This is a genomic window from Haloferax marinum, assembly GCF_009674625.1.
GTDB classification, from domain to species: Archaea; Halobacteriota; Halobacteria; order Halobacteriales; family Haloferacaceae; genus Haloferax; species Haloferax marinum.
This window is the reverse complement of record NZ_WKJQ01000001.1, coordinates 1,847,558-1,865,002: the sequence shown is the minus strand read 5'-3', so window position 1 is coordinate 1,865,002 and position 17,445 is coordinate 1,847,558. Positions and strand designations below refer to the sequence as shown.

20 protein-coding genes are annotated in these 17,445 nt (G+C 61.7%); 11 read left to right on the top strand and 9 right to left on the bottom strand.

The features are described 5' to 3' along the window. Positions 1-20: 20 nt before the first annotated feature. The 3 genes from GJR99_RS09580 to GJR99_RS09570 all read right to left on the bottom strand — a co-directional run bounded on the left by GJR99_RS09580 (position 21) and on the right by GJR99_RS09570 (position 3,229). Positions 21-1,829 carry a carbon starvation CstA family protein gene (locus tag GJR99_RS09580; RefSeq protein WP_151111569.1) on the bottom strand — a complete coding sequence of 603 codons (1,809 nt, stop codon included), beginning with the start codon at positions 1,827-1,829 and terminating at the stop codon, positions 21-23. Positions 1,830-1,959: 130 nt separating this feature from the next. After that, the gene (locus GJR99_RS09575) at positions 1,960-2,931 is read right to left on the bottom strand and encodes an ArsA family ATPase (RefSeq protein WP_151111567.1); all 972 of its coding nucleotides are present in this window, start codon (positions 2,929-2,931) and stop codon (positions 1,960-1,962) included. Position 2,932: 1 nt separating this feature from the next. Continuing rightward, entirely contained in the window at positions 2,933-3,229 is a 297-nt protein-coding gene (locus tag GJR99_RS09570) for a hypothetical protein (RefSeq protein WP_151111565.1), read from the bottom strand. A gap of 149 nt (positions 3,230-3,378) precedes the next feature. Between GJR99_RS09570 and GJR99_RS09565 the strand changes: the two genes are divergently transcribed. Further along, the gene (locus GJR99_RS09565; protein ID WP_151111563.1) at positions 3,379-4,656 is read left to right on the top strand and encodes a CobW family GTP-binding protein; all 1,278 of its coding nucleotides are present in this window, start codon (positions 3,379-3,381) and stop codon (positions 4,654-4,656) included. Continuing rightward, positions 4,653-4,856, top strand: coding sequence for a hypothetical protein (locus GJR99_RS09560; RefSeq protein ID WP_151111561.1), 204 nt, complete (start codon positions 4,653-4,655; stop codon positions 4,854-4,856). The genes GJR99_RS09565 and GJR99_RS09560 overlap by 4 nt, the downstream gene beginning before the upstream one ends. A 34-nt stretch (positions 4,857-4,890) precedes the next feature. On the opposite strand, the gene GJR99_RS09555 is transcribed toward GJR99_RS09560, so the two are convergent. Both GJR99_RS09555 and GJR99_RS09550 read right to left on the bottom strand, forming a co-directional pair. Then, entirely contained in the window at positions 4,891-5,112 is a 222-nt protein-coding gene (locus GJR99_RS09555; protein ID WP_151111558.1) for a hypothetical protein, read from the bottom strand. 155 nt (positions 5,113-5,267) lie between these two features. Beyond that, positions 5,268-5,603: a hypothetical protein gene (locus tag GJR99_RS09550; RefSeq protein WP_151111556.1), complete on the bottom strand. Its 336-nt coding sequence runs from the start codon at positions 5,601-5,603 to the stop codon at positions 5,268-5,270. Between the two features lie 233 nt (positions 5,604-5,836). Here GJR99_RS09550 and upp point away from each other — a divergent pair, with 233 nt between their 5' ends. The 5 genes from upp (at position 5,837) to GJR99_RS09525 (ending at position 11,728) form a co-directional block, all read left to right on the top strand. Further along, positions 5,837-6,517, top strand: coding sequence for a uracil phosphoribosyltransferase (gene upp, locus GJR99_RS09545; RefSeq protein ID WP_151111555.1), 681 nt, complete (start codon positions 5,837-5,839; stop codon positions 6,515-6,517). Positions 6,518-6,660: 143 nt separating this feature from the next. Then, positions 6,661-6,864, top strand: coding sequence for a DUF7569 family protein (locus GJR99_RS09540; protein WP_151111553.1), 204 nt, complete (start codon positions 6,661-6,663; stop codon positions 6,862-6,864). Positions 6,865-7,289: 425 nt separating this feature from the next. Then, complete coding sequence (locus tag GJR99_RS09535; protein ID WP_151111551.1) at positions 7,290-8,315, top strand: TAXI family TRAP transporter solute-binding subunit; 1,026 nt, start codon at positions 7,290-7,292, stop codon at positions 8,313-8,315. Positions 8,316-8,369: 54 nt separating this feature from the next. Then, the gene (locus GJR99_RS09530) at positions 8,370-8,855 is read left to right on the top strand and encodes a DUF1850 domain-containing protein (protein WP_151111549.1); all 486 of its coding nucleotides are present in this window, start codon (positions 8,370-8,372) and stop codon (positions 8,853-8,855) included. A 2-nt stretch (positions 8,856-8,857) separates the two neighbouring features. Further along, positions 8,858-11,728, top strand: a complete 2,871-nt coding sequence (locus GJR99_RS09525) for a TRAP transporter permease (protein ID WP_151111547.1) — start codon at positions 8,858-8,860, stop codon at positions 11,726-11,728. A 43-nt stretch (positions 11,729-11,771) separates the two neighbouring features. Here GJR99_RS09525 and GJR99_RS09520 read toward each other — a convergent pair whose 3' ends face one another. Together GJR99_RS09520 and GJR99_RS09515 are read right to left on the bottom strand one after the other, a co-directional pair. Then, a complete protein-coding gene (locus GJR99_RS09520; RefSeq protein ID WP_151111545.1) occupies positions 11,772-12,404 on the bottom strand; it encodes an IMPACT family protein in 633 nt (210 codons plus the stop codon). A gap of 267 nt (positions 12,405-12,671) precedes the next feature. Next, the gene (locus GJR99_RS09515; RefSeq protein WP_151111543.1) at positions 12,672-13,175 is read right to left on the bottom strand and encodes an ACT domain-containing protein; all 504 of its coding nucleotides are present in this window, start codon (positions 13,173-13,175) and stop codon (positions 12,672-12,674) included. A 155-nt stretch (positions 13,176-13,330) separates the two neighbouring features. On the opposite strand from GJR99_RS09515, the gene GJR99_RS09510 reads away from it, so the two are divergent. Further along, positions 13,331-13,957, top strand: coding sequence for a hypothetical protein (locus tag GJR99_RS09510; protein WP_151111542.1), 627 nt, complete (start codon positions 13,331-13,333; stop codon positions 13,955-13,957). Between the two features lie 34 nt (positions 13,958-13,991). Here GJR99_RS09510 and hisB read toward each other — a convergent pair whose 3' ends face one another. After that, positions 13,992-14,585: an imidazoleglycerol-phosphate dehydratase HisB gene (gene hisB / locus GJR99_RS09505; protein WP_151111540.1), complete on the bottom strand. Its 594-nt coding sequence runs from the start codon at positions 14,583-14,585 to the stop codon at positions 13,992-13,994. A 266-nt stretch (positions 14,586-14,851) separates the two neighbouring features. Between hisB and GJR99_RS17450 the strand changes: the two genes are divergently transcribed. After that, positions 14,852-15,010 (top strand): hypothetical protein, encoded by a 159-nt coding sequence (locus GJR99_RS17450; RefSeq protein ID WP_225317609.1) that lies wholly within the window; start codon positions 14,852-14,854, stop codon positions 15,008-15,010. Positions 15,011-15,026: 16 nt separating this feature from the next. Further along, positions 15,027-15,197, top strand: coding sequence for a hypothetical protein (locus GJR99_RS09500; RefSeq protein ID WP_154325970.1), 171 nt, complete (start codon positions 15,027-15,029; stop codon positions 15,195-15,197). A gap of 28 nt (positions 15,198-15,225) precedes the next feature. Here the strand turns inward: GJR99_RS09500 and hisA are convergent, their stop codons facing one another. Next, on the bottom strand, positions 15,226-15,942 hold the full coding sequence (gene hisA, locus GJR99_RS09495; RefSeq protein ID WP_151111534.1) for a 1-(5-phosphoribosyl)-5-[(5-phosphoribosylamino)methylideneamino]imidazole-4-carboxamide isomerase: 717 nt from the start codon (positions 15,940-15,942) through the stop codon (positions 15,226-15,228). 126 nt (positions 15,943-16,068) lie between these two features. Here hisA and glmM point away from each other — a divergent pair, with 126 nt between their 5' ends. Further along, positions 16,069-17,433 carry a phosphoglucosamine mutase gene (glmM, locus tag GJR99_RS09490; RefSeq protein ID WP_151111532.1) on the top strand — a complete coding sequence of 455 codons (1,365 nt, stop codon included), beginning with the start codon at positions 16,069-16,071 and terminating at the stop codon, positions 17,431-17,433. The last annotated feature ends 12 nt before the right edge of the window (positions 17,434-17,445 follow it).

Here is a 17,445-nt window from a genome sequence, read left to right as displayed (position 1 = left end):
TTGCGGTTGGTTTTTAGTCGTTAGTCGTCGCTGGGAGCGGTGCTGCTCACACTCGACCCCCGCACATCCTGGATGTTCTCGTACCCCATCTTGGCGAGCGAGAGCGCCAAGTAGATGAGCGTGAACGCGAGGATGACTTGGACGACTGCCGAGACCATGGCGAACGGTTCGGCGGACGCCATCCACTCGGAGTTGAGGAACTTCGCGTAGATGTTGTCGTGGATTGCGAGCCACAGCAGACCGAGCGTCGTGATGGAGACCATGAGGACCATCGGACCACCGGTGCTGATGAGCTGTTTCGAGTCGTCCCAGTTGGCCAGCCACACGGTGGCAGTCAGGAGCGCCAGCGCAGCGAGAAGCTGGTTGGCACCGCCGAAGAGCTGCCAGAGCGTGAGCCACGACCCACTCGTGATGAGCACGTACGCCGGAACTGCCTGCACCGCAGCGTTGCCCCAGCGGTTGGTCGCGAGTTCTTGGGCCTGCGACTCGGGCGTGCCGATGATCTCTTCCATCATGTAGCGACCGAGGCGCACGGCCGTGTCAGTCGACGTGAGCAGGAAGCTCACGAGGACGAGAGCCATGAACGGACCACCGAAGGACGTCGGGATACCGAAGCTCGTGAGGATGATACCGCCACCCGCCGCGAACGTCGGGAGCGCGAGACCGATACCGCCACCCACTTCGGGGCCGATGATAGCGACCGTTGCGAGAGCGACAGTGGCGAGGAGACCCTCACCGAGCATGCCGCCGTAGCCAATCACTCGAGCGTCGGATTCCTTGTTCAGTTGCTTCGAGGTCGTCCCCGAAGAGACGAGCGAGTGGAACCCGCTGATGGTCCCACACGCGATGGTGATGAACAGGAGCGGGAACAACGGTGTTCCAGTCCGCCCCATGAATCCGTAGAACGGTTCGAGGTTCGTCACGAGCGGTTGCGACGAGGTGCCGGCGACCGTGCCGACGATGATTGCGAGGAGTGCTCCGCCGACACCTGCGTAGAGCAGGAACGACGAGAGGTAGTCACGCGGTTGCAAGAGCACCCAGACCGGAAGGGCGCTCGCGAGTGCACCGTAGACGAGGATTATCGGAATCCACGCTGCGGCGTTGGCGCCGAAGGCACCCGCCGCAGGGAGCCACGAACCGCCGCTACCGAAGAGGACGAGTGTCTCTGCCGGTGCACGAGCTGCGGGTTCGAACAGCGCAATCGGGAACTGGATGCCGAAGTAGACGCCGATGAACATCGCAGCGACGAACCCGACCGTTCCCGGAATGAACGGCAGGTTCAGCTGGTAGAGATACATCCCGAACAGCACTGCGAGGGCGATGTACACCAGACTTGCCGTCGCCGCCTCTGGGTAGGCGTTGAACACGATTGCCACCACGAGGGCGAACACCGCGACGACGAGGATGATGGTGAGGAACGCGAACCACAGCAGCATGTTCTTGCCGCGTTCGCCCACGTACTCGCCGATGATGTACCCGATAGATTTCCCGTCGTGTCGGAGACTGCTCGACAGGGAAACGAAGTCGTGGACACTACCGAGGAGTGGGTTTCCAATAGCGATCCACGCGAGTGCAGGGAGCCACCCCCACACCACACCCGCCGTAATCGGGCCGACGATTGGTGCGCCGCCTGCAATACTTGAATAGTGATGCCCCAATAAGACCGGCTTCTTTGCCGGTACATACTCTTGACCGTCTTCGTATTTGTGTGCCGGTGTATCACGACTATCGTCGAGTTCGACGAACTGCGCGAGGTACCGTGAGTATCCGAAATACCCGACGGTGAACAACGCGAGTACGGTGACAACCAGCCAAATAACTTGTACCATGGTACTCTGCCCCAGCCATAGACACGAAAAAGGTTACCTTAACGTTAACGATAGTTGGGAATGTATTGTTTTCGAGATACAGGTAAGGAAGGCGACGGGTTCGAAAAGGAGAATGTTGTTGTAATTCGGTTTACACTTTTTCGGGTGTGAGTTCGACGTCGACTTCTATCTCGTCTGCGACTTCGCCGAGGAAATCGCCCTTGACTTCGGCGACTCGTGTTTCGATTGCTGCCACCAACGGCGGGGACAGGTCCTCACGAAGTTCACGGAGTCGTTCCTGCTCTGTCTTGACCCGGTCGCGCAAGAACGTCGCCCCACGGCCCTCCTCGTCTGGGTCTGGTTCGGGTGTCAGGCGGTTGACCGCCAGTCCGCGAACGTCGAGGCCGTACTCTTCGAGTTTATCGACTGCCCGTTTCGTCTCTCGAATCGAGAGTTCGTCTGGGTTGACGACGAGGAAGAACGCAGCGTCGTCCTGAAGCGTCTCTTTTGCGAATTTGAAGTCGTCACGACGTTTTTCGAGACGGGCGATAATCGGGTCGCCCTCCATCATCCGTCGGGGTTCGTTGTTGCCGATAGCCGCGCGTTCGAACAGTTTGACCGACTGCTTTCGTTTGTGGAGGAGTCGCTGAATCCAGCCATCGAGATACTCCGGGAGTGAGAGGAGACGGAGTGTTCCGCCGGTCGGCGAGGTGTCGAAGACGACCCGGTCGTACTCGTCGGAGTCGCGCATCACGTCGATGAAGCGGTCGAAGAGTGCCGATTCGTGCGCACCGGGCGTCTGGTGAGCCATCTCTATCTGCCGGTCGATTTCGTTGACCATCGCTGGGCTCACCTGGTCGCTCATCGCTCGCTTCGTCTCCATGAGATGTTCGCGGACTTCCGTCTCGGGGTCTATCTCCATCGCGTCGAGGTTGGGTTCGCCCTCGACGGGTGCTGGGGTGTCGGTAAACTCCTGGTCGAACACGTCACGGGTACTGTGCGCCGGGTCTGTCGAGACGAGCAGCGTCTTGACCCCTGCACGAGCGCACTTGACCGCGTAGGCGCTCGACATGGTGGTCTTTCCGACGCCGCCTTTCCCGCCGAAGAATACGAACTTGCGCATGTTAGAAGTGGTACTGGTGTCCTTTTCGTTCGAGAAGCGACCCACGGTCCCACATCCGCCGCTCCCACGCCTCGAACTCGTCTTCGAGGTACGGGAGGAGTTCGGCAGTGTAGTACGACACTGGGGACGGAATTCCGAACGCGTCGGGGAAGCACGCGAGCATGAACGCGTCTTCGTCGTCTTCGGCCTGTTTCTCGATCTTCTCGTAGGCGGGGTGAGTTATCATTCCGTGGTAGAGGCCGCGAAGCCACTCCTCTACGAGAGAACGAAAAGACTCGATGCGCGCGGCAAGCGTCATCAGTTTGCATACAAACCGATGCCGAGACAAAAGGGTATCGCTCACGAACGACCAGGAGCATTTCGGCGGCGACGGTCCCCGAACTGTGTCACTCGGTTCCCCACCACAGGACCCACGGGTTCATATACGAGGACGAGGAAACGCCGCCCATGAATTCCCGAGAGGCGATTCCGGTGACCGTACTCGGTGGAAGCCTCGGGGCGGGCAAGACGACGCTTCTCAACCACCTGCTGACGAACGCCGGTGACCACGATATCGCCGTCCTCGTCAACGACATGGGCTCTGTGAACGTCGACGCCGAGTTGGTCGCAGATGAGTCAGAACTCACCGTCGGTGGCGGCGTCACGGAGTTGTCGAACGGGTGTATCTGCTGTGAACTACAGGACGACCTCGAGACGGCCGTCGTCCGACTCGCACGAGAACGGTCGTTCGACCACCTCGTCGTCGAAGCGTCGGGTGTCTCGAGACCCGGACCAGTCGCCCGGCTATTCGTCACCTCGCGTGCGGCAGCGAGATACGACGTGGCTGGTCTCGTGACCGTCGTCGACGCACGACTGTTCGCGGATACGTTCGTCGGCGGGAATCCCGAGCGAACCGTCGCGGAAGACAGCGACGGGACGATCCAGCCACTGTCAGACCTCCTCGTCGAACAGGTCGAGAGCGCGGACCTCGTCGTCCTCAACAAACGCGACCTCGTCACCGACGACGAGATTGCAGAGGTCCGCGATGTCATCACCGCTCTCCGGCCCAGCATCGACGTGGTCGAGACGACCCACGGAACCGTAGACGTCGACCACCTCCTCTCGGACCTCCACGACCCCGACGCACCCGTCGGGTGGCGGGCCGTTCTCGAAGCGGAAGCCGAGGAAGGCGAACACGACGGCCATGGAGACGACCACGACGACCACGACCACGACGACAGTCACGGACATGGCAACGAGCACGGCCACGACCACGACCACAGCGTCGTCTCGCACGCGGAGGAGACCTACGGCATCACCTCGTTCGTCTACCGTCGGCGGGCACCGCTCGACCCAGACGGCGCAGAAGCGGTTCTCGGCGACCTCCCGGAATCGGTCGTCCGTTCCAAGGGGTCGCTGTGGATTGCCGGTGCAGAAGACGTCCGCTACACCTACAGTCAGGCCGGCCCGTCGGCGTACGTCACGGCGAGCGGTCCGTGGATTGCGTCGCTGCCGGAGTTCGAACAGGACACGTATCGTCGCAACCATCCCGAAATCGACTGGCACGACGAGTACGGGGACAAACGGACCGAACTCGTCTTCATCGGTCGGGAAATCGACGAAGCAGCACTCGTCGAGGCGTTGGACGAGCACCTGCTGGAGCCTGGAGCGACTGTGGTAGACCAACGATATCCGGTCGACGCCGGCGAAGAGTTCGCTCTCGCTGAACCGGAGGGAGACCGATGAGTGAAGAAGACACCGGGCAGATAGAGTGGGGAGAAGGCGACCCGCGCGTCGTCTTCGTGATGAACGTCATCCTCTCGTCTATCTTCGCCACTGTCGTTGTCTACGGACTCTCGTACCTCGAACTCATGGCGTTCACGTTCGTCAACGTCGCGACGATGGCGTTGTTACTCATCGCGGTTACGTACCTCGTGACGAAGTGAGGACGACCGACCGAGTCGGGCTCTCGACGCCGACCTAACAGGCGCACCCGGTCGTTCCAGGCGAGCGCTCGAACTCCATCTCCTCGCCACAAGACGGGCAAGATGGCGGTCCCTCTCCGTCCACGTCCAAGTCGAGGATGCGCTCCGAGCAGTCGTGACACCAGTACCCGCCTTTCGACGTCTGGCCCGACCCGGACCGGTCCGGAGACTGGGTCGAGGCTTTGAACGCCGCTTTGAGTGTGCTAACGAACCCCATGTTTTCGCGCTCACGGTGGCACGTCATAAACCCCCTCCCGGTTGGCCACGAGAACTGCACGAGCGCACACTACACTGAGAACGCCGTCTGAGTGTCGCAGTGGTGACCGTCAAGGGACGGCGGTGACGACCGTCAGAGCGTCGCAGTGGTGACCGTCAGGGGGCGGCGGTGACGATGGGGATGACCGGAATCAACAGCAACACGAGGAGCAAGAAGAACGTGATTGCTGCGTATCCGAGGTTCCTGAAGCGAACGTCGACCGGAATCTCGCCGCGGAACTCGGGGTCGACAGTCCACACGAACCGATAGAACGCCAAACACCCGCAGACGAAGGAGACGACGAGCGAGGCGACGACTCCCGCTTCGATCGAGAGGCCGAACAACGAGCCGTAGAACGGACCAAGCGAGATGACGAACATGAACGCCAGTGAGGCAACGACGTAGAATGGAACGCCATCGACGATCTTTCCGTGTCGATTCCGCAGATGCATACCTACTATACGTGACACTATGACATAGATATACACAGCCCACCCACCCGTGGGGGGCACCGTCCTCCTCGCTGTCGGTAAGTGGGCGTGGTCGGTCGACGTAGCGAGTACATAACGCCCCCACTCTCGTCGCAGTGAGATAGTTTCGCATCCCATTGGTGAACTACCCGCAGGGGGCCGCTGGCGGCCGATAGCCGCATTTATGTCCTTCGGGAATCCGCTTATTCGGTAAGATGCCCATCGAAGACCGAGACGACGCGTACCTCATCACACACGCGCTGGCGAAGGACACGCTCTCACGCCTCCGAGACGTCCAGACGACGCAGGTCGCCTTCCGGAAAGGCCTCGTCAAACTCGGCCGTATCTGTGGCTACGAGATTATCGACGGTGCGATGGAGACGGAGTACGTCACCATCCAGACGCCGCTGCAAGAGACGACTGGCGAGCGCGTGAAAGGCCTCGACAACGTGGTCATCATCAACGTACTGCGCGCCGCGACGCCGTTCGTCGAAGGACTCCTCAAGGCGTTCCCGCGTGCGAAGCAGGGCGTCATCTCTGCCGGTCGTGACGAAGAAGCAGGCATGGACGACGACGGTGGCTTCCCCATCACCATCGACTACGTGAAACTCCCCGAAATCACCGAAAAGGACACCGTCATCGTGGCCGACCCGATGCTCGCCACTGGGTCGACGATGTGTAAGGTCCTCGACCACGTCCTCGAAAACGCAGACGTCGACCCCGAGAAACTGTTCGTCCTCTCGGCCGTCTCGGCACCCGACGGACTCCTCCGCGTCGGCGACGAGTTCCCCCAAGTCGACCTGCTGACGGTCGCGATCGACGACTACCTCGACGACGACGGCTACATCGTCCCCGGCCTCGGTGACGCCGGTGACCGCGCGTTTCGAACCACCTAGATTCGAACTGGTCTAAGTACGGGTTCTCTCACGCCCCCGGTTCGAAATCGACGAGGTTCGGTCAGACCGCGGGTAACGACTAAGTCACCACCCGCGCACCACCGAACCATGGACGACACTCGGACGTTTGGAGGGAGTCGAGAATGAGCGACCCGTGCGATAGCTGTTCACAATCGGTCGAAGACGCGCTGGCGCGGGACGTCCGCCTACAGGTCGACCGCTCGACGGTCGACAACCAGCGACTCTGTCCGACCTGTTTCGCAGACTGGATAACGCGATACAAAGAAGAGATGTCGCCGAAGGCGGCAGACTCCGGTTCTACTGACTCGGAAATCATCGTCGACTGAGGGCGTCTCTGTTCGTGAGTCGCTGTGCTGTCCCAACCCCATCACTTCGGGTCGAAAAGCGCTAGACTGGAGTCGAATCTAATTCGACTCGAACCTCGCGAACCCTACCTCTACCGAGTACTGTGCTATTGCGTGTCACACCGCACGACTGAGAGGCGTCATACGCCGCAGAACCCCCTCTTTCGGGTCGAACATCGCCCACCATCGAACTCCGGGACATCGAGTTAGGAGAGAGACAAGTATCGCCGTCACTCGAATACGTTGACAGTTATCTAGTGATTTCGTCCCATTTGAACTATGATGGCACGTAGCGTATTCCTAACCATAACGATAAATAATAATTTATAGTCTATAATGTGAAAATATACACATTTCGGGGGTTGATATGAACAGGAATATATATTGATTAATACAAATGGTACTGTATGACGCGAAAGCTTGACCGTAGACAGTTTATCGCTGCGACAGGTGCTGTCGGCCTCGCTGGCCTCGCTGGTTGTACCGGCGGTGGCGACGGTGGCGACGGTGGTGACGGTGGCGAAGAGACGACCACGGCGGCAGAAGAGACGACCACCGAAGGCGGAGACGGTGGCAACGGCGGCGAAACCCGCATCTCGTGGCACGCTGGCGGTACGGGTGGGACGTACTTCCCGCTCTCGAACGAGTTCAAGTCCGTCATCGAGGGCGCAACCGACCTCACCGTTCAGGTTCAGTCCACCGGTGCGTCCGTCGAGAACGTCGGTTCCCTCGCCCGCGGCGACGCCGACTTCGCACTGATTCAGAACGACGTCGCGTTCTTCGCAAAGAACGGGTCGGGTATCGAAGCGTTCCAGGGTAACGCAGTCGAGAACCTCCGTGGTGTCGCGACGCTCTACCCCGAGACGATTCACATCGTCACGCTCGCTGACACGGGCGTCGAGACGCCGTCGGACCTCTCGGGCAAGACCATCAACACCGGTGACCTCGGGTCCGGGACGCAGGTCAACGCGAACCAGATTCTCGAAGCGCTCGGTGTCACCGACTACGACGAGCAGAACACTGGCTTCTCGCAGGCGTCTGACCAGCTGAAGAACGGCGACATCGACGCCGCGTTCGTCGTCGGTGGGTGGCCAGTTGGCGCAATCGAGGAACTCGCCGCGACGGAAGACGTCCGTATCGTCCCCATCGAGGGCGACGCCCGCGAAGCCGTCAAGGGCGCAGCGCCGTTCTACGCGAACGACGAAGTCCCGGCCGGCACCTACGGTCTCGAGAACCCTGCCCCGACCGTCTCGGTCAAGGCGATGATCGCGACCAACGCCGAACAGCCCGACGCGACGGTCCAGGCCGTCTCCGAGGCTATCTTCGAGAACGTCGACCAACTCACCATCAAGACGAACTTCATCTCGAAGGAGAGCGCCCAGGAAGGCATGTCCATCGACCTGCACCCCGGCGCACAGGCCTACTTCGGCTAAACCGGTCTGCTCGACTCTCAGATTCGCAGTATACCAACCCAACCAATCCTTTCGATGCTTGATTCGACTCGCACACGTCTCCTCGTTGCAGTTGCGTTGTTAGCGCTCGCTGTCGGAGGAAGTGCCGCTGTTCCTGCCGGGCAAGTTCTCGTCGTCGAAGACGCAGAGACCGGAGAACAGCTGTTGACAGTTCCAGTTCAGGAAGATACTACCGTCTCCATCGAGTACAACCATAGCGTCGAGAAGACGCGCGTCCTCGACGAGTACACGGTTCGAGATGGTGAACTCGAGATGACGAGAATGGAATTCGAGTCCTACGGGTGGGGTCTCCCAGCCTACGCCGACGTCCACAAAGAAAACGGCTCGTACGTCTTCGACCCACCGGGAAGTTGGGAAGAAGTGTACGTCAAGCCCGGTCACATTGCCGGTCACAAACTCCACGTAGGCGAAGAGACGTACGACCTCGTGGCGCTCTCAGATGCGCGCTCAGTTCGCCTACACGTCACAAACCAGTCGGTCCTCGATGCCGCCCTCCACTGACAATGACGAACAGAACACACGACGAGGGTCGAACTGACGACCCCACCGACCGAACTGTTGCCCCACGGTCCGACCACACGGGAGTACCCGACTCGCCACCGATTCGAACTGACGGTGGCGAGGACCCAGACGACGGTGAGGCAGAGAGTACAGACGTAGAGACGACTCCAGACGACAGTCTGAGCACGGACGACAAACTCTCCGAAGAGGAAGCACAGGAGATGCTGGAGGGAATCGACCGAAAGCGGACCGTCACCGGATGGGCCGCGATCATCACTTCCTTCATCGCCATCTCCTTCTCGGTGTTCCAGATGTGGTTGGCGGCGCGAGGGTTCGACTTCTCCGCGACGTTCCCATTCGTCGGTGAGGTGTCGCTCGGGTCACTGCAACTCCTGCAGGTGAACTCGATTCACGTCGCCTTCGCGCTCATCCTCGCGTTCATCCTCTTCCCGGCGACGACCGGACACGGGGCGGTTGCCTCGCGTCTCGGCCGTGTCGTTCCGTCACTGGCGTCGAGTCTGGGTGAAGACCACCTCGTCACGCGTGCCGCAGACGGTGTCCGGCGAGTCGTTCGATGGCTCGCCGTCGACCCCGAACGCGAGCGTGTGACGCCACTCGACGTCCTCTTCATGGTGTTAGCCGCTGCGACGGCTCTCTACATGGTGATGGAGTGGGCAGAGATTCAGCAACTCCGTATCTTCGGCCTCGAAGCGGGCCGGAGCGTCGCGGAGTATCTCGGGCCACTCGGATTCCTCCCCGAGGCTATCAGCGCAGTCGGCATCCCGCTGGCTGACATCTCCTATCCGTTCTTCCTCGGCATCGTCGGCGTCTTCTTGGTGCTCGAAGCGACGCGCCGGTCGCTCGGGTTCTACCTGACGCTCATCGTCGCGTCGTTCATCGTCTACGCCAGATACGGCTACATCATCTCGCCATCGATGCCGCTCATCGGCGTCCTCTCCATCCCGGAAGGGACGTGGCCGAACATCATCCAGAACCTCTGGTACAACACGGAAAACGGTGTGTTCGGGATTCCGGTCACCGTCTCCGTGCAGTTCATCTACATCTTCATCCTCTTCGGTGCGTTCTTGGAGATGTCCGGCGCAGGTCAGTGGTTCATCGACCTCGCGTACGCCGCGACGGGGACCCGGAAGGGTGGCCCGGCGAAGGCGTCGATTCTCGCGTCCGGATTCATGGGGACCATCTCCGGGTCCTCCATCGCGAACACGGTGACGACCGGTGCGTTCACCATCCCGCTGATGAAGCGGTCTGGCTATCGGTCTGAGTTCGCAGGTGCCGTCGAGGCGTCTGCGTCTTCCGGTGGGCAGATTCTCCCGCCAGTCATGGGTGCGGCCGCCTTCCTGATGATAGAGTTCATCGGCGTGCCGTTCTCGGATATCATCATCGCGGCGGCGATTCCTGCCGTCGTGTTCTTCTTCGGCGTCTGGGTGATGGTCCACCTCGAAGCGACACGAGCAAACATCGGTGGACTCGACCGCTCTGAGGTCGTCAACCTCCGAGACCACCTCAGTCGTGGATGGTTCTACCTCATCCCGATTGCACTGCTCCTGTACTACCTGCTCGTCGAGCGACTGACCGTCGCGCGGTCGGCGTGGTTCACGCTCATCGCCATCATGGCGCTCCTCGCGGTGGTCGCCGCGTACAACGAGCGAACCCGCGTCCCGCTCATCGGTGGTATCCTGGCGCTCTTCGTCGCACAAGTCGGTGCCTACGCCGCGACCGGTGTCGGCATCATCGACGCCATCACGGGTGGGAGTGGTGAGGCGCTCAGCGTCACTGGCGCACTCCTCGCTGCTGCCGGCGAACTCGGCATCATCGCCATCTTCGTCAGTCTCGTCGTGATGCTCGCTCGCCCGGCGCTCGAATCACCGATTCTCGAGTTCGACGAGGCAGTGGACGAGGCGTCTGCCAACATCGCCGCTACGCTCTCGCGACCCTCGCTGTCGGACATCAACGCGTTCCGCTACGTGACGTTCATCGGGAAGTCGATGGACTCCGGTGCGCGCACGTCGACCGAAGTCGTCGTCGCCGTCGCCGCCGCGGGTATCATCCCCGGCGTCGTCAGTGCGACGGGTCTCGGACCGAACCTGACGGCACTCATCAAGGCAGTCGCAGGTGGGTCTATCGTCTTGCTCCTGCTCTTTACCGCGATTGCCTCTATCATCCTCGGAATGGGGATGCCGACGACGGTGACGTACATCATCCTCGTCTCCCTCTTGGGCCCTGCAATCGCCCAGTCGTCGGATATCCCGCTTCTGGCGGCACACCTGTTCATCCTCTACTTCGGGGTGATCGCAGACATCACACCACCGGTGGCGGTGGCAGCGTATGCCGCGTCTGGTATCGCCCGGTCTGACCCGTTCCAGACCGGGGTCAAGGCGTTCTCGCTGTCACTCAACAAGGCAGTCGTCCCGTTCGCGTTCGCGCTCACGCCGGGCATCCTGCTCCTTCGCGGCCGTGGTGAGCAAGCAGCAGTCGTTACGGGAGCGGACGTCGCCGACCTCGGCTTTTTCATTCCCGAGGTCGTCATCCCCGTCCTCGGTGTCTTCGTCGGCGTCATCGCACTCGGTGCGACGGTCATCGGCTACTTCTACAGTCGCGTGAGTCGCGTCGAGCGCGGTCTGTTCGTCGTCGCCGCGTTCCTTCTCATGGCACCGATACTGGTGTTGAACGCCATATTCGACCTCGGCGGCGCACTCGGTCTCGTCGGGGCCGTCCCCAACACGGTCACCGTCGACCTCGCGATGCGTACCGCCGGTGGCATCCTCTTCGGTGCACTCGCGCTGAAGAACCGCCGTGAAGCAGAACAGGGCCGACGCGAGACCCCCGCAGGGTCGCCCGAACCGACCGACTAACGTCGCTTCCGGCTTCGGCCGAGCGACTCCCGTCGCTTCCGTTCTATTCTATTTCGACGCGGCCACTCGTCGCACTCCGGAGTCTGTCACGCAGACCGTCGGCGTCGTCGATAGGGACGCGAACCGAAAACGAGACGTGCTGGTCGTAGTCGGCGTCGAACTCGACGCCGGTCGATTCGAGGATTCCGCGGACGTCGCCTGAGTCGTCGTATTCGACCGTCGCAGTGAACCGTTCGTGTGGAATCTCCTCGACGATTCCAGCGGCGTCGAGGGCCTCTTTGACGGCACGAGAGTAGGCCCGCGCGAGACCACCGACGCCGAGGTTGGTTCCGCCGTAGTAGCGTGTCACGACGACGACGACGTTGCGGACGTCCTGCTGGACGAGGACGTTGAGGGCAGGTTTTCCCGACGAGCCGGTCGGTTCGCCGTCGTCGCTCTGGTACTCCCGGAGCATGACGTTTCCACCACCGGGGACGGACGACGACGCCGCACCTGCTGGGACGCGATACGCCGGAACGTTGTGTGTCGCGTCCGGATGTCGCGCTTCGATTTCGTCGATAAACGCCTCCGCCGCTTCGACCGTCTCCGCAGGCGAGATGTAGCCGATGAACTCCGAGCCTTGGACTTCGAATCGCGCTTCGGCCCGGTCGGCGACCGTACGGTAGGCGTCAGTCATGACTGCGAGTTGGCGTCGCGGTATGCAAAAGGGTTCGCACCGACTCGGCGGACTGGCCCGTCAGGTCACTGTCCACAGGCCCCTGCGTACGACGTACACCCGTTTTGGATGCAAACACCACAGAGATTGTGTGTTCGTGAGACCTGCGCACCACAGCACATGCAACTGCGAGTGTTAAGCATGCTACGAAATAGCACAAAACGAGATATGAACCTTATTGCTCCACTGATAAAATCCTACACGAATTAACAGGCAAAAACCGGCCGTTCAGGCGATCGTGATACGTCTGATGAACGCGAGGTTCGACAGTTCGTTGAGCAGTTCGCCGGGGATGGACTCGTCGGTGATGATGTAGAGTTTCGGGTCGTCTGTGAACTCGGGGTCTTCGCTAATCGTCTGCCGGATGGAGATGCCGGCGTCGGCGAGTTTGGAGGTGACGGTGGCGACGATACCGGGTTCGTCGGCGTTCGCGACCTCGACGGTGAGGACGGACAAGTCGAGAACGGGTGCGAGGTCCATCAGACTCGGAATCGCAGAGATGTTCTGGAAGATGCGTCGCAGTTCTTCGTCCGCGAGGATGGCGTCGGTCGTCGAATCGACGACGCGTCGGTCGACGCCTGCCTCGCGTGCGATACCCGTGTTCGGAATCTCGATACCGCCGGAGACCACCCGGCCTTGGTCGTTCACAGAGAACCCGCGTTCCAAAAGCAGTCGAATGACAGCCTGTTGGCTCGGACTGCCCTCGAACTTCTCCATAATCTCGTCGAACATTCGTCGTCTCGCAGATTTGCGGCCACCCACATTAAGTGGTGTGTCGGAACCGCCGCAGAACGACTGCCGCAGAACGACTGGCGAGTATCACGACGAACGTCTGCGTTCTCGGGTCGGCAAGAGGGTTTAACCGTCGTGGGGAAGACCCGTCGTGCATGCGCGAACTTCGCACGTGTGACTTCTGCGGCACCGACGCTGTCGGTGTCTTCGAGGTACTGCCACCGGAACTCACGCCGGCAAGCGACCAGAAGCGAGTCGTCCTCTGTGACCACTGCCAAGAGACGCTAACCGACGTCATCGCACCCCTTCTCACGCGACTCGGCGTCGACGAACAGAGCTCGTCGGGCCATCAGACACAGTCCGGTCGCGTCGATGGTGACGCCGAGGACGCCGAACCGACGCCGCCCGAACCCGCCGACCACGACTCACCAGACGCCGACGACCCTGCAGACCCACTGGAGGACGAGTCGGCACGAGAGAGCGTCGCGCCCGAAGGTGTCGAGGAAGCGTCTGAAGATGACGAGGAAGCGTCTGAAGGTATCGAGGAACCAGCCGAAACTCCCGAGGAAGCAGACGCCGTCGACATCCCGTCCGAACCACCACAGTTCAGAAAGGTCGTTCGAATCCTCCAGAACCGCGAGTTCCCGGTCGAGCGGGCGGACGTCGAGGCACTGGCGTCGAACGCCTACGACTTAGACGACCAGCAGGTCGCCGACATCTTCGACTACGCAGTCGAACGTGGCATCCTCGTCGACGACGACGGGACGCTCCGAAAGCCCTGAAGACGACGTTCAGTGCGTTTCCGCGAAGAACCGATTACAGTTTGCCTTTCGTGCTCGGTGTGTCCGACCGTCGTGGGTCCACGCGCGTCGCGTCGTCGAGTGCACGTGCGAGCGCCTTGAACAGCGCTTCGACCTCGTGGTGTGCGTTTTCCCCCTCGACGCCGGCGTGTAAGGTGAGGCCAGCGTTCATCGCCAGCGACATCGCGAAGTGTTCGGCCATGACGCTCGTGAACTCACCGACGTACGGTTGGGAGAAGTCGCCAGAGAAGTCGAAGAAGGGACGACCGGAGACGTCGACGACGACGGACGCGACTGCTTCGTCCAGTGGGACCTTTCGGTCGGCGTAGCGGACGATACCGCGTTTGTCGCCGAGGGCCTCGGTGAACGCCTCACCGAGGACGATAGCCACGTCCTCGACGGTGTGGTGGTCGTCGATGTGCAGGTCGCCATCGCACTGGACCGTCAGGTCGAACAGGCCGTGTTTGGCGAAAGCCTCCAGCATGTGGTCGAAGAATCCGATACCGGTCTCGACGGCAGCGTCACCGTCGCCATCGACGGCGAGTGTCACGTCGATGGTCGTCTCGGAGGTCTCGCGGGAGACGGCAGCGGTTCGGTCGGCGTCGCTCATGTCGCATTCGAAGAAGGCCGTACATATAGGGATTCTCGTCGCCGGTGTGCTGGCGAACGTGGTCCGAACGCGGTCAATCAAGCAGAATGTAGACTCAGTGCCAGCGTCGAGTGAGTCGTGGCTGCCGGATTCACTCACAGAGTTGGTCGATGTGGTGTCTGTTATTTGGCAACCTCACCGAAATTTAAAAACCCATATCAGCGTTGTGGCCGCGTCTGACGTCTGTCTGCCGAGAACTTCATATCTTCCGACGGATACTGTGAGATATGCACCGTAAGGGAGCGCTGGTGGCCGGGTACACCATCTGCGTCGGGGGACTCCTGTTGACTGCACAGTCAGAGATGGCCGTCGCACTCGGCCTCGCACTCGTCGCACTGGCGGTGAGCGCGACAGCACTTGCAGAAGGGACACGAAACGACAGATGACCATGAGGGCGGAGTAGTGAATCCGAAACGCGACGTCGTGACACTCAGTATGCTCGCACTCGGCGGGCCGTTTCTCGCGACGTCACGGATAGAGACGGCGCTCATCGGGATACTGCTGATTGCCGTCGGCGTCTACGGCACAGTCGATAGCCTCGCGGGACTCGTCGGCCGGTACGTTCGTCTCTAAGAAACCTGGGTCAGCAGTCGGAACCTGCTCAGACGTCCATCGCTTCTTCGAGCGTGAACTGGCCCTCGTAGAGTGCCGTGCCGACGACAGTGGCGGCCGCACCGACGTCACGGAGCGCCGTGATGTCGTCGAGTGAGGCGACACCGCCCGAGGCGACGACCGGGATGTCGACCGCGTCGACGACGCGAGACGTCGTCTCGAGGTGGACGCCTTCGAGTTGCCCCTCCACGTCGACGTCGGTGAAGAGGATTGCCGCGGCACCCAGTTCCTCGTAGCGAGCGGCGGCCTCGGCGGGGTCGAGACCGGTTCCTTCGGTCCACCCGGAGACGACCACTTCACCGTCTTTCGCGTCGAGACTGACCATCACACCGTCGGGGTAGTCTTCGGCGAGTTCGGAGACGATGTCGGGGTTTTCGACGGCCGCCGTCCCGAGGATGACGCGGTCGAGTCCGCGGTCCAAGAGGCTCCGAGCGCCGTCGGCAGTGCGGATGCCGCCGCCGAGTTGGACGGGAACGTCGACAGCGTCGAGGACGGCATCGACCGCCGGAGCGTTCTTTCGCTCGCCTTCGAACGCGCCGTCGAGGTCGACGAGGTGAAGCGTCTTCGCGCCGGCGTCGACCCAGCGCTGGGCGGCCTCGACCGGGTCGCCGTAGGTCTTCTCGGTACCGCGTTCACCCTGCACGAGTTGGACGACTTCACCGTCTTGCATATCGACAGCGGGGATGACTTCGAACTCCGGGAACATACGCCATCGTGAGCGAGCGACGGGCCTAAACGCACCGAATGCGGCGACGCCAGCGAGTGAACAGTGTGTTAATCGTGAAGCAACAGTTCGGAACGGCTTTGTCGCGCCGGGATACAGACATAGTCAATGAAACTCTTCGGTTCCAGCGGGACGCGCGGTGTGGTTGGTGAGAGCCTCACCCCGGAGTTCGTCCTCCGCGTCGCCAAGGCCGCCGGCACGGTCTGGACCGCCGACCGCGTCGCCATCGCCCGCGATACACGAACCACAGGAGAGATGTTCGTCAACGCCGCCGCGTCCGGGCTCGCGAGCGTCGGCGTGGACGTAGACGACCTCGGCGTGGTTCCGACACCCGCCGCAGTCCGGTACTGTGAGAGCGAATCGATTCCGGGCGTCGTCATCACCGCCTCGCACAACCCACCGGAGTTCAACGGCGTCAAACTCGTCGGCGACGACGGTATCGAACTCTCTGTCGAGGAGTTAGAGCGAATCGAAGACCACATCCTCACCGAGGAGTTCGACGTGGCCAAGTGGGACGAAGTCGGTTACTGTCGCCCGGTCGAGACGGTGAACGACGACTACCGCGAAGAACTGCTCGCGAACGTGGACCGCGAGGCGATTGCGGCCGCGAACCTCACCGTCGCGCTCGACACCGGCCACGGCGCCGGGTCGCTCGTCACCCCCGACTTCTTGCGCGAACTCGGCTGTGAGGTTCGGACCGTCAACGCGCAACCCGACGGCCACTTCCCCGGCCGTGAATCCGAACCGGTGCCGGAGAACCTCGGTGACCTCGAACGACTCGTCCGTGCGACCGACGCCGACGTCGGTATCGCACACGACGGCGACGCAGACCGGGCCATCTTCGTGGACGAACACGGCGAGACTATCTCCGGCGAAGCGTCACTGGCGGCTCTCGCCGCTGCGTTCCTCGAACCGGGTGACTTCGCCGTCTCTGCGGTGAACGTCTCCCAGCGACTCGTAGACGTGTGTGACGACGTCGGTGCCGAACTCGAACTCACGCCAATCGGTGCGACGAACCTCATCACTCGAATCCGCGAACTCTGGCGGGCGGGCGAGAACGTCCCCGTCGCCGGCGAGGGTAACGGCGGCGTCTTCTTCCCGAACTACCGACTCGTCCGCGACGGCGCCTACATCGCGGCGAAGTTCCTCGAACTCGTCGCCGAACGCCCCGCGAGCGACGTCGTCGCCCCGTATCAAGACTACTACAACGTCCGCATCAACATCGAGTACGACAGCGAAGCGGAGTTGACGGCCATGCTGAACGCCGCCGACGAGTACGCAGCGGCCGCCGACGCCACGCCGAACACGACCGACGGCTACCGCCTCGACTACGGTGACGCGTGGGTGCTCGTCCGTCCCTCGGGGACGGAACCCAAAGTCCGCATCTACGCCGAAGGCCGCGACGAAGCACGGGCGACGGAACTCGCCGAAGACGCCGAAGACGCACTTCGCGCCGCGATAGCCGACCTGTAACCCGAGAACCAT

Excerpts from the sequence above, each read along its gene's own strand:
- GJR99_RS09525 (WP_151111547.1), top strand. The coding sequence starts at position 8,858 with ATGACGAACAGAACACACGACGAGGGTCGAACTGACGACCCCACCGAC.
- GJR99_RS09560 (WP_151111561.1), top strand. The coding sequence starts at position 4,653 with ATGAGTGAAGAAGACACCGGGCAGATAGAGTGGGGAGAAGGCGACCCG.
- GJR99_RS09550 (WP_151111556.1), bottom strand. The coding sequence starts at position 5,603 with ATGCATCTGCGGAATCGACACGGAAAGATCGTCGATGGCGTTCCATTC.
- GJR99_RS17450 (WP_225317609.1), top strand. The coding sequence starts at position 14,852 with ATGCACCGTAAGGGAGCGCTGGTGGCCGGGTACACCATCTGCGTCGGG.
- GJR99_RS09530 (WP_151111549.1), top strand. The coding sequence starts at position 8,370 with ATGCTTGATTCGACTCGCACACGTCTCCTCGTTGCAGTTGCGTTGTTA.
- GJR99_RS09515 (WP_151111543.1), bottom strand. The coding sequence starts at position 13,175 with ATGTTCGACGAGATTATGGAGAAGTTCGAGGGCAGTCCGAGCCAACAG.
- GJR99_RS09570 (WP_151111565.1), bottom strand. The coding sequence starts at position 3,229 with ATGACGCTTGCCGCGCGCATCGAGTCTTTTCGTTCTCTCGTAGAGGAG.
- GJR99_RS09520 (WP_151111545.1), bottom strand. The coding sequence starts at position 12,404 with ATGACTGACGCCTACCGTACGGTCGCCGACCGGGCCGAAGCGCGATTC.
- GJR99_RS09565 (WP_151111563.1), top strand. The coding sequence starts at position 3,379 with ATGAATTCCCGAGAGGCGATTCCGGTGACCGTACTCGGTGGAAGCCTC.
- upp (WP_151111555.1), top strand. The coding sequence starts at position 5,837 with ATGCCCATCGAAGACCGAGACGACGCGTACCTCATCACACACGCGCTG.
- GJR99_RS09580 (WP_151111569.1), bottom strand. The coding sequence starts at position 1,829 with ATGGTACAAGTTATTTGGCTGGTTGTCACCGTACTCGCGTTGTTCACC.
- GJR99_RS09555 (WP_151111558.1), bottom strand. The coding sequence starts at position 5,112 with ATGGGGTTCGTTAGCACACTCAAAGCGGCGTTCAAAGCCTCGACCCAG.
- GJR99_RS09540 (WP_151111553.1), top strand. The coding sequence starts at position 6,661 with ATGAGCGACCCGTGCGATAGCTGTTCACAATCGGTCGAAGACGCGCTG.
- hisA (WP_151111534.1), bottom strand. The coding sequence starts at position 15,942 with ATGTTCCCGGAGTTCGAAGTCATCCCCGCTGTCGATATGCAAGACGGT.
- hisB (WP_151111540.1), bottom strand. The coding sequence starts at position 14,585 with ATGAGCGACGCCGACCGAACCGCTGCCGTCTCCCGCGAGACCTCCGAG.
- GJR99_RS09510 (WP_151111542.1), top strand. The coding sequence starts at position 13,331 with ATGCGCGAACTTCGCACGTGTGACTTCTGCGGCACCGACGCTGTCGGT.
- GJR99_RS09535 (WP_151111551.1), top strand. The coding sequence starts at position 7,290 with ATGACGCGAAAGCTTGACCGTAGACAGTTTATCGCTGCGACAGGTGCT.
- GJR99_RS09575 (WP_151111567.1), bottom strand. The coding sequence starts at position 2,931 with ATGCGCAAGTTCGTATTCTTCGGCGGGAAAGGCGGCGTCGGAAAGACC.
- glmM (WP_151111532.1), top strand. The coding sequence starts at position 16,069 with ATGAAACTCTTCGGTTCCAGCGGGACGCGCGGTGTGGTTGGTGAGAGC.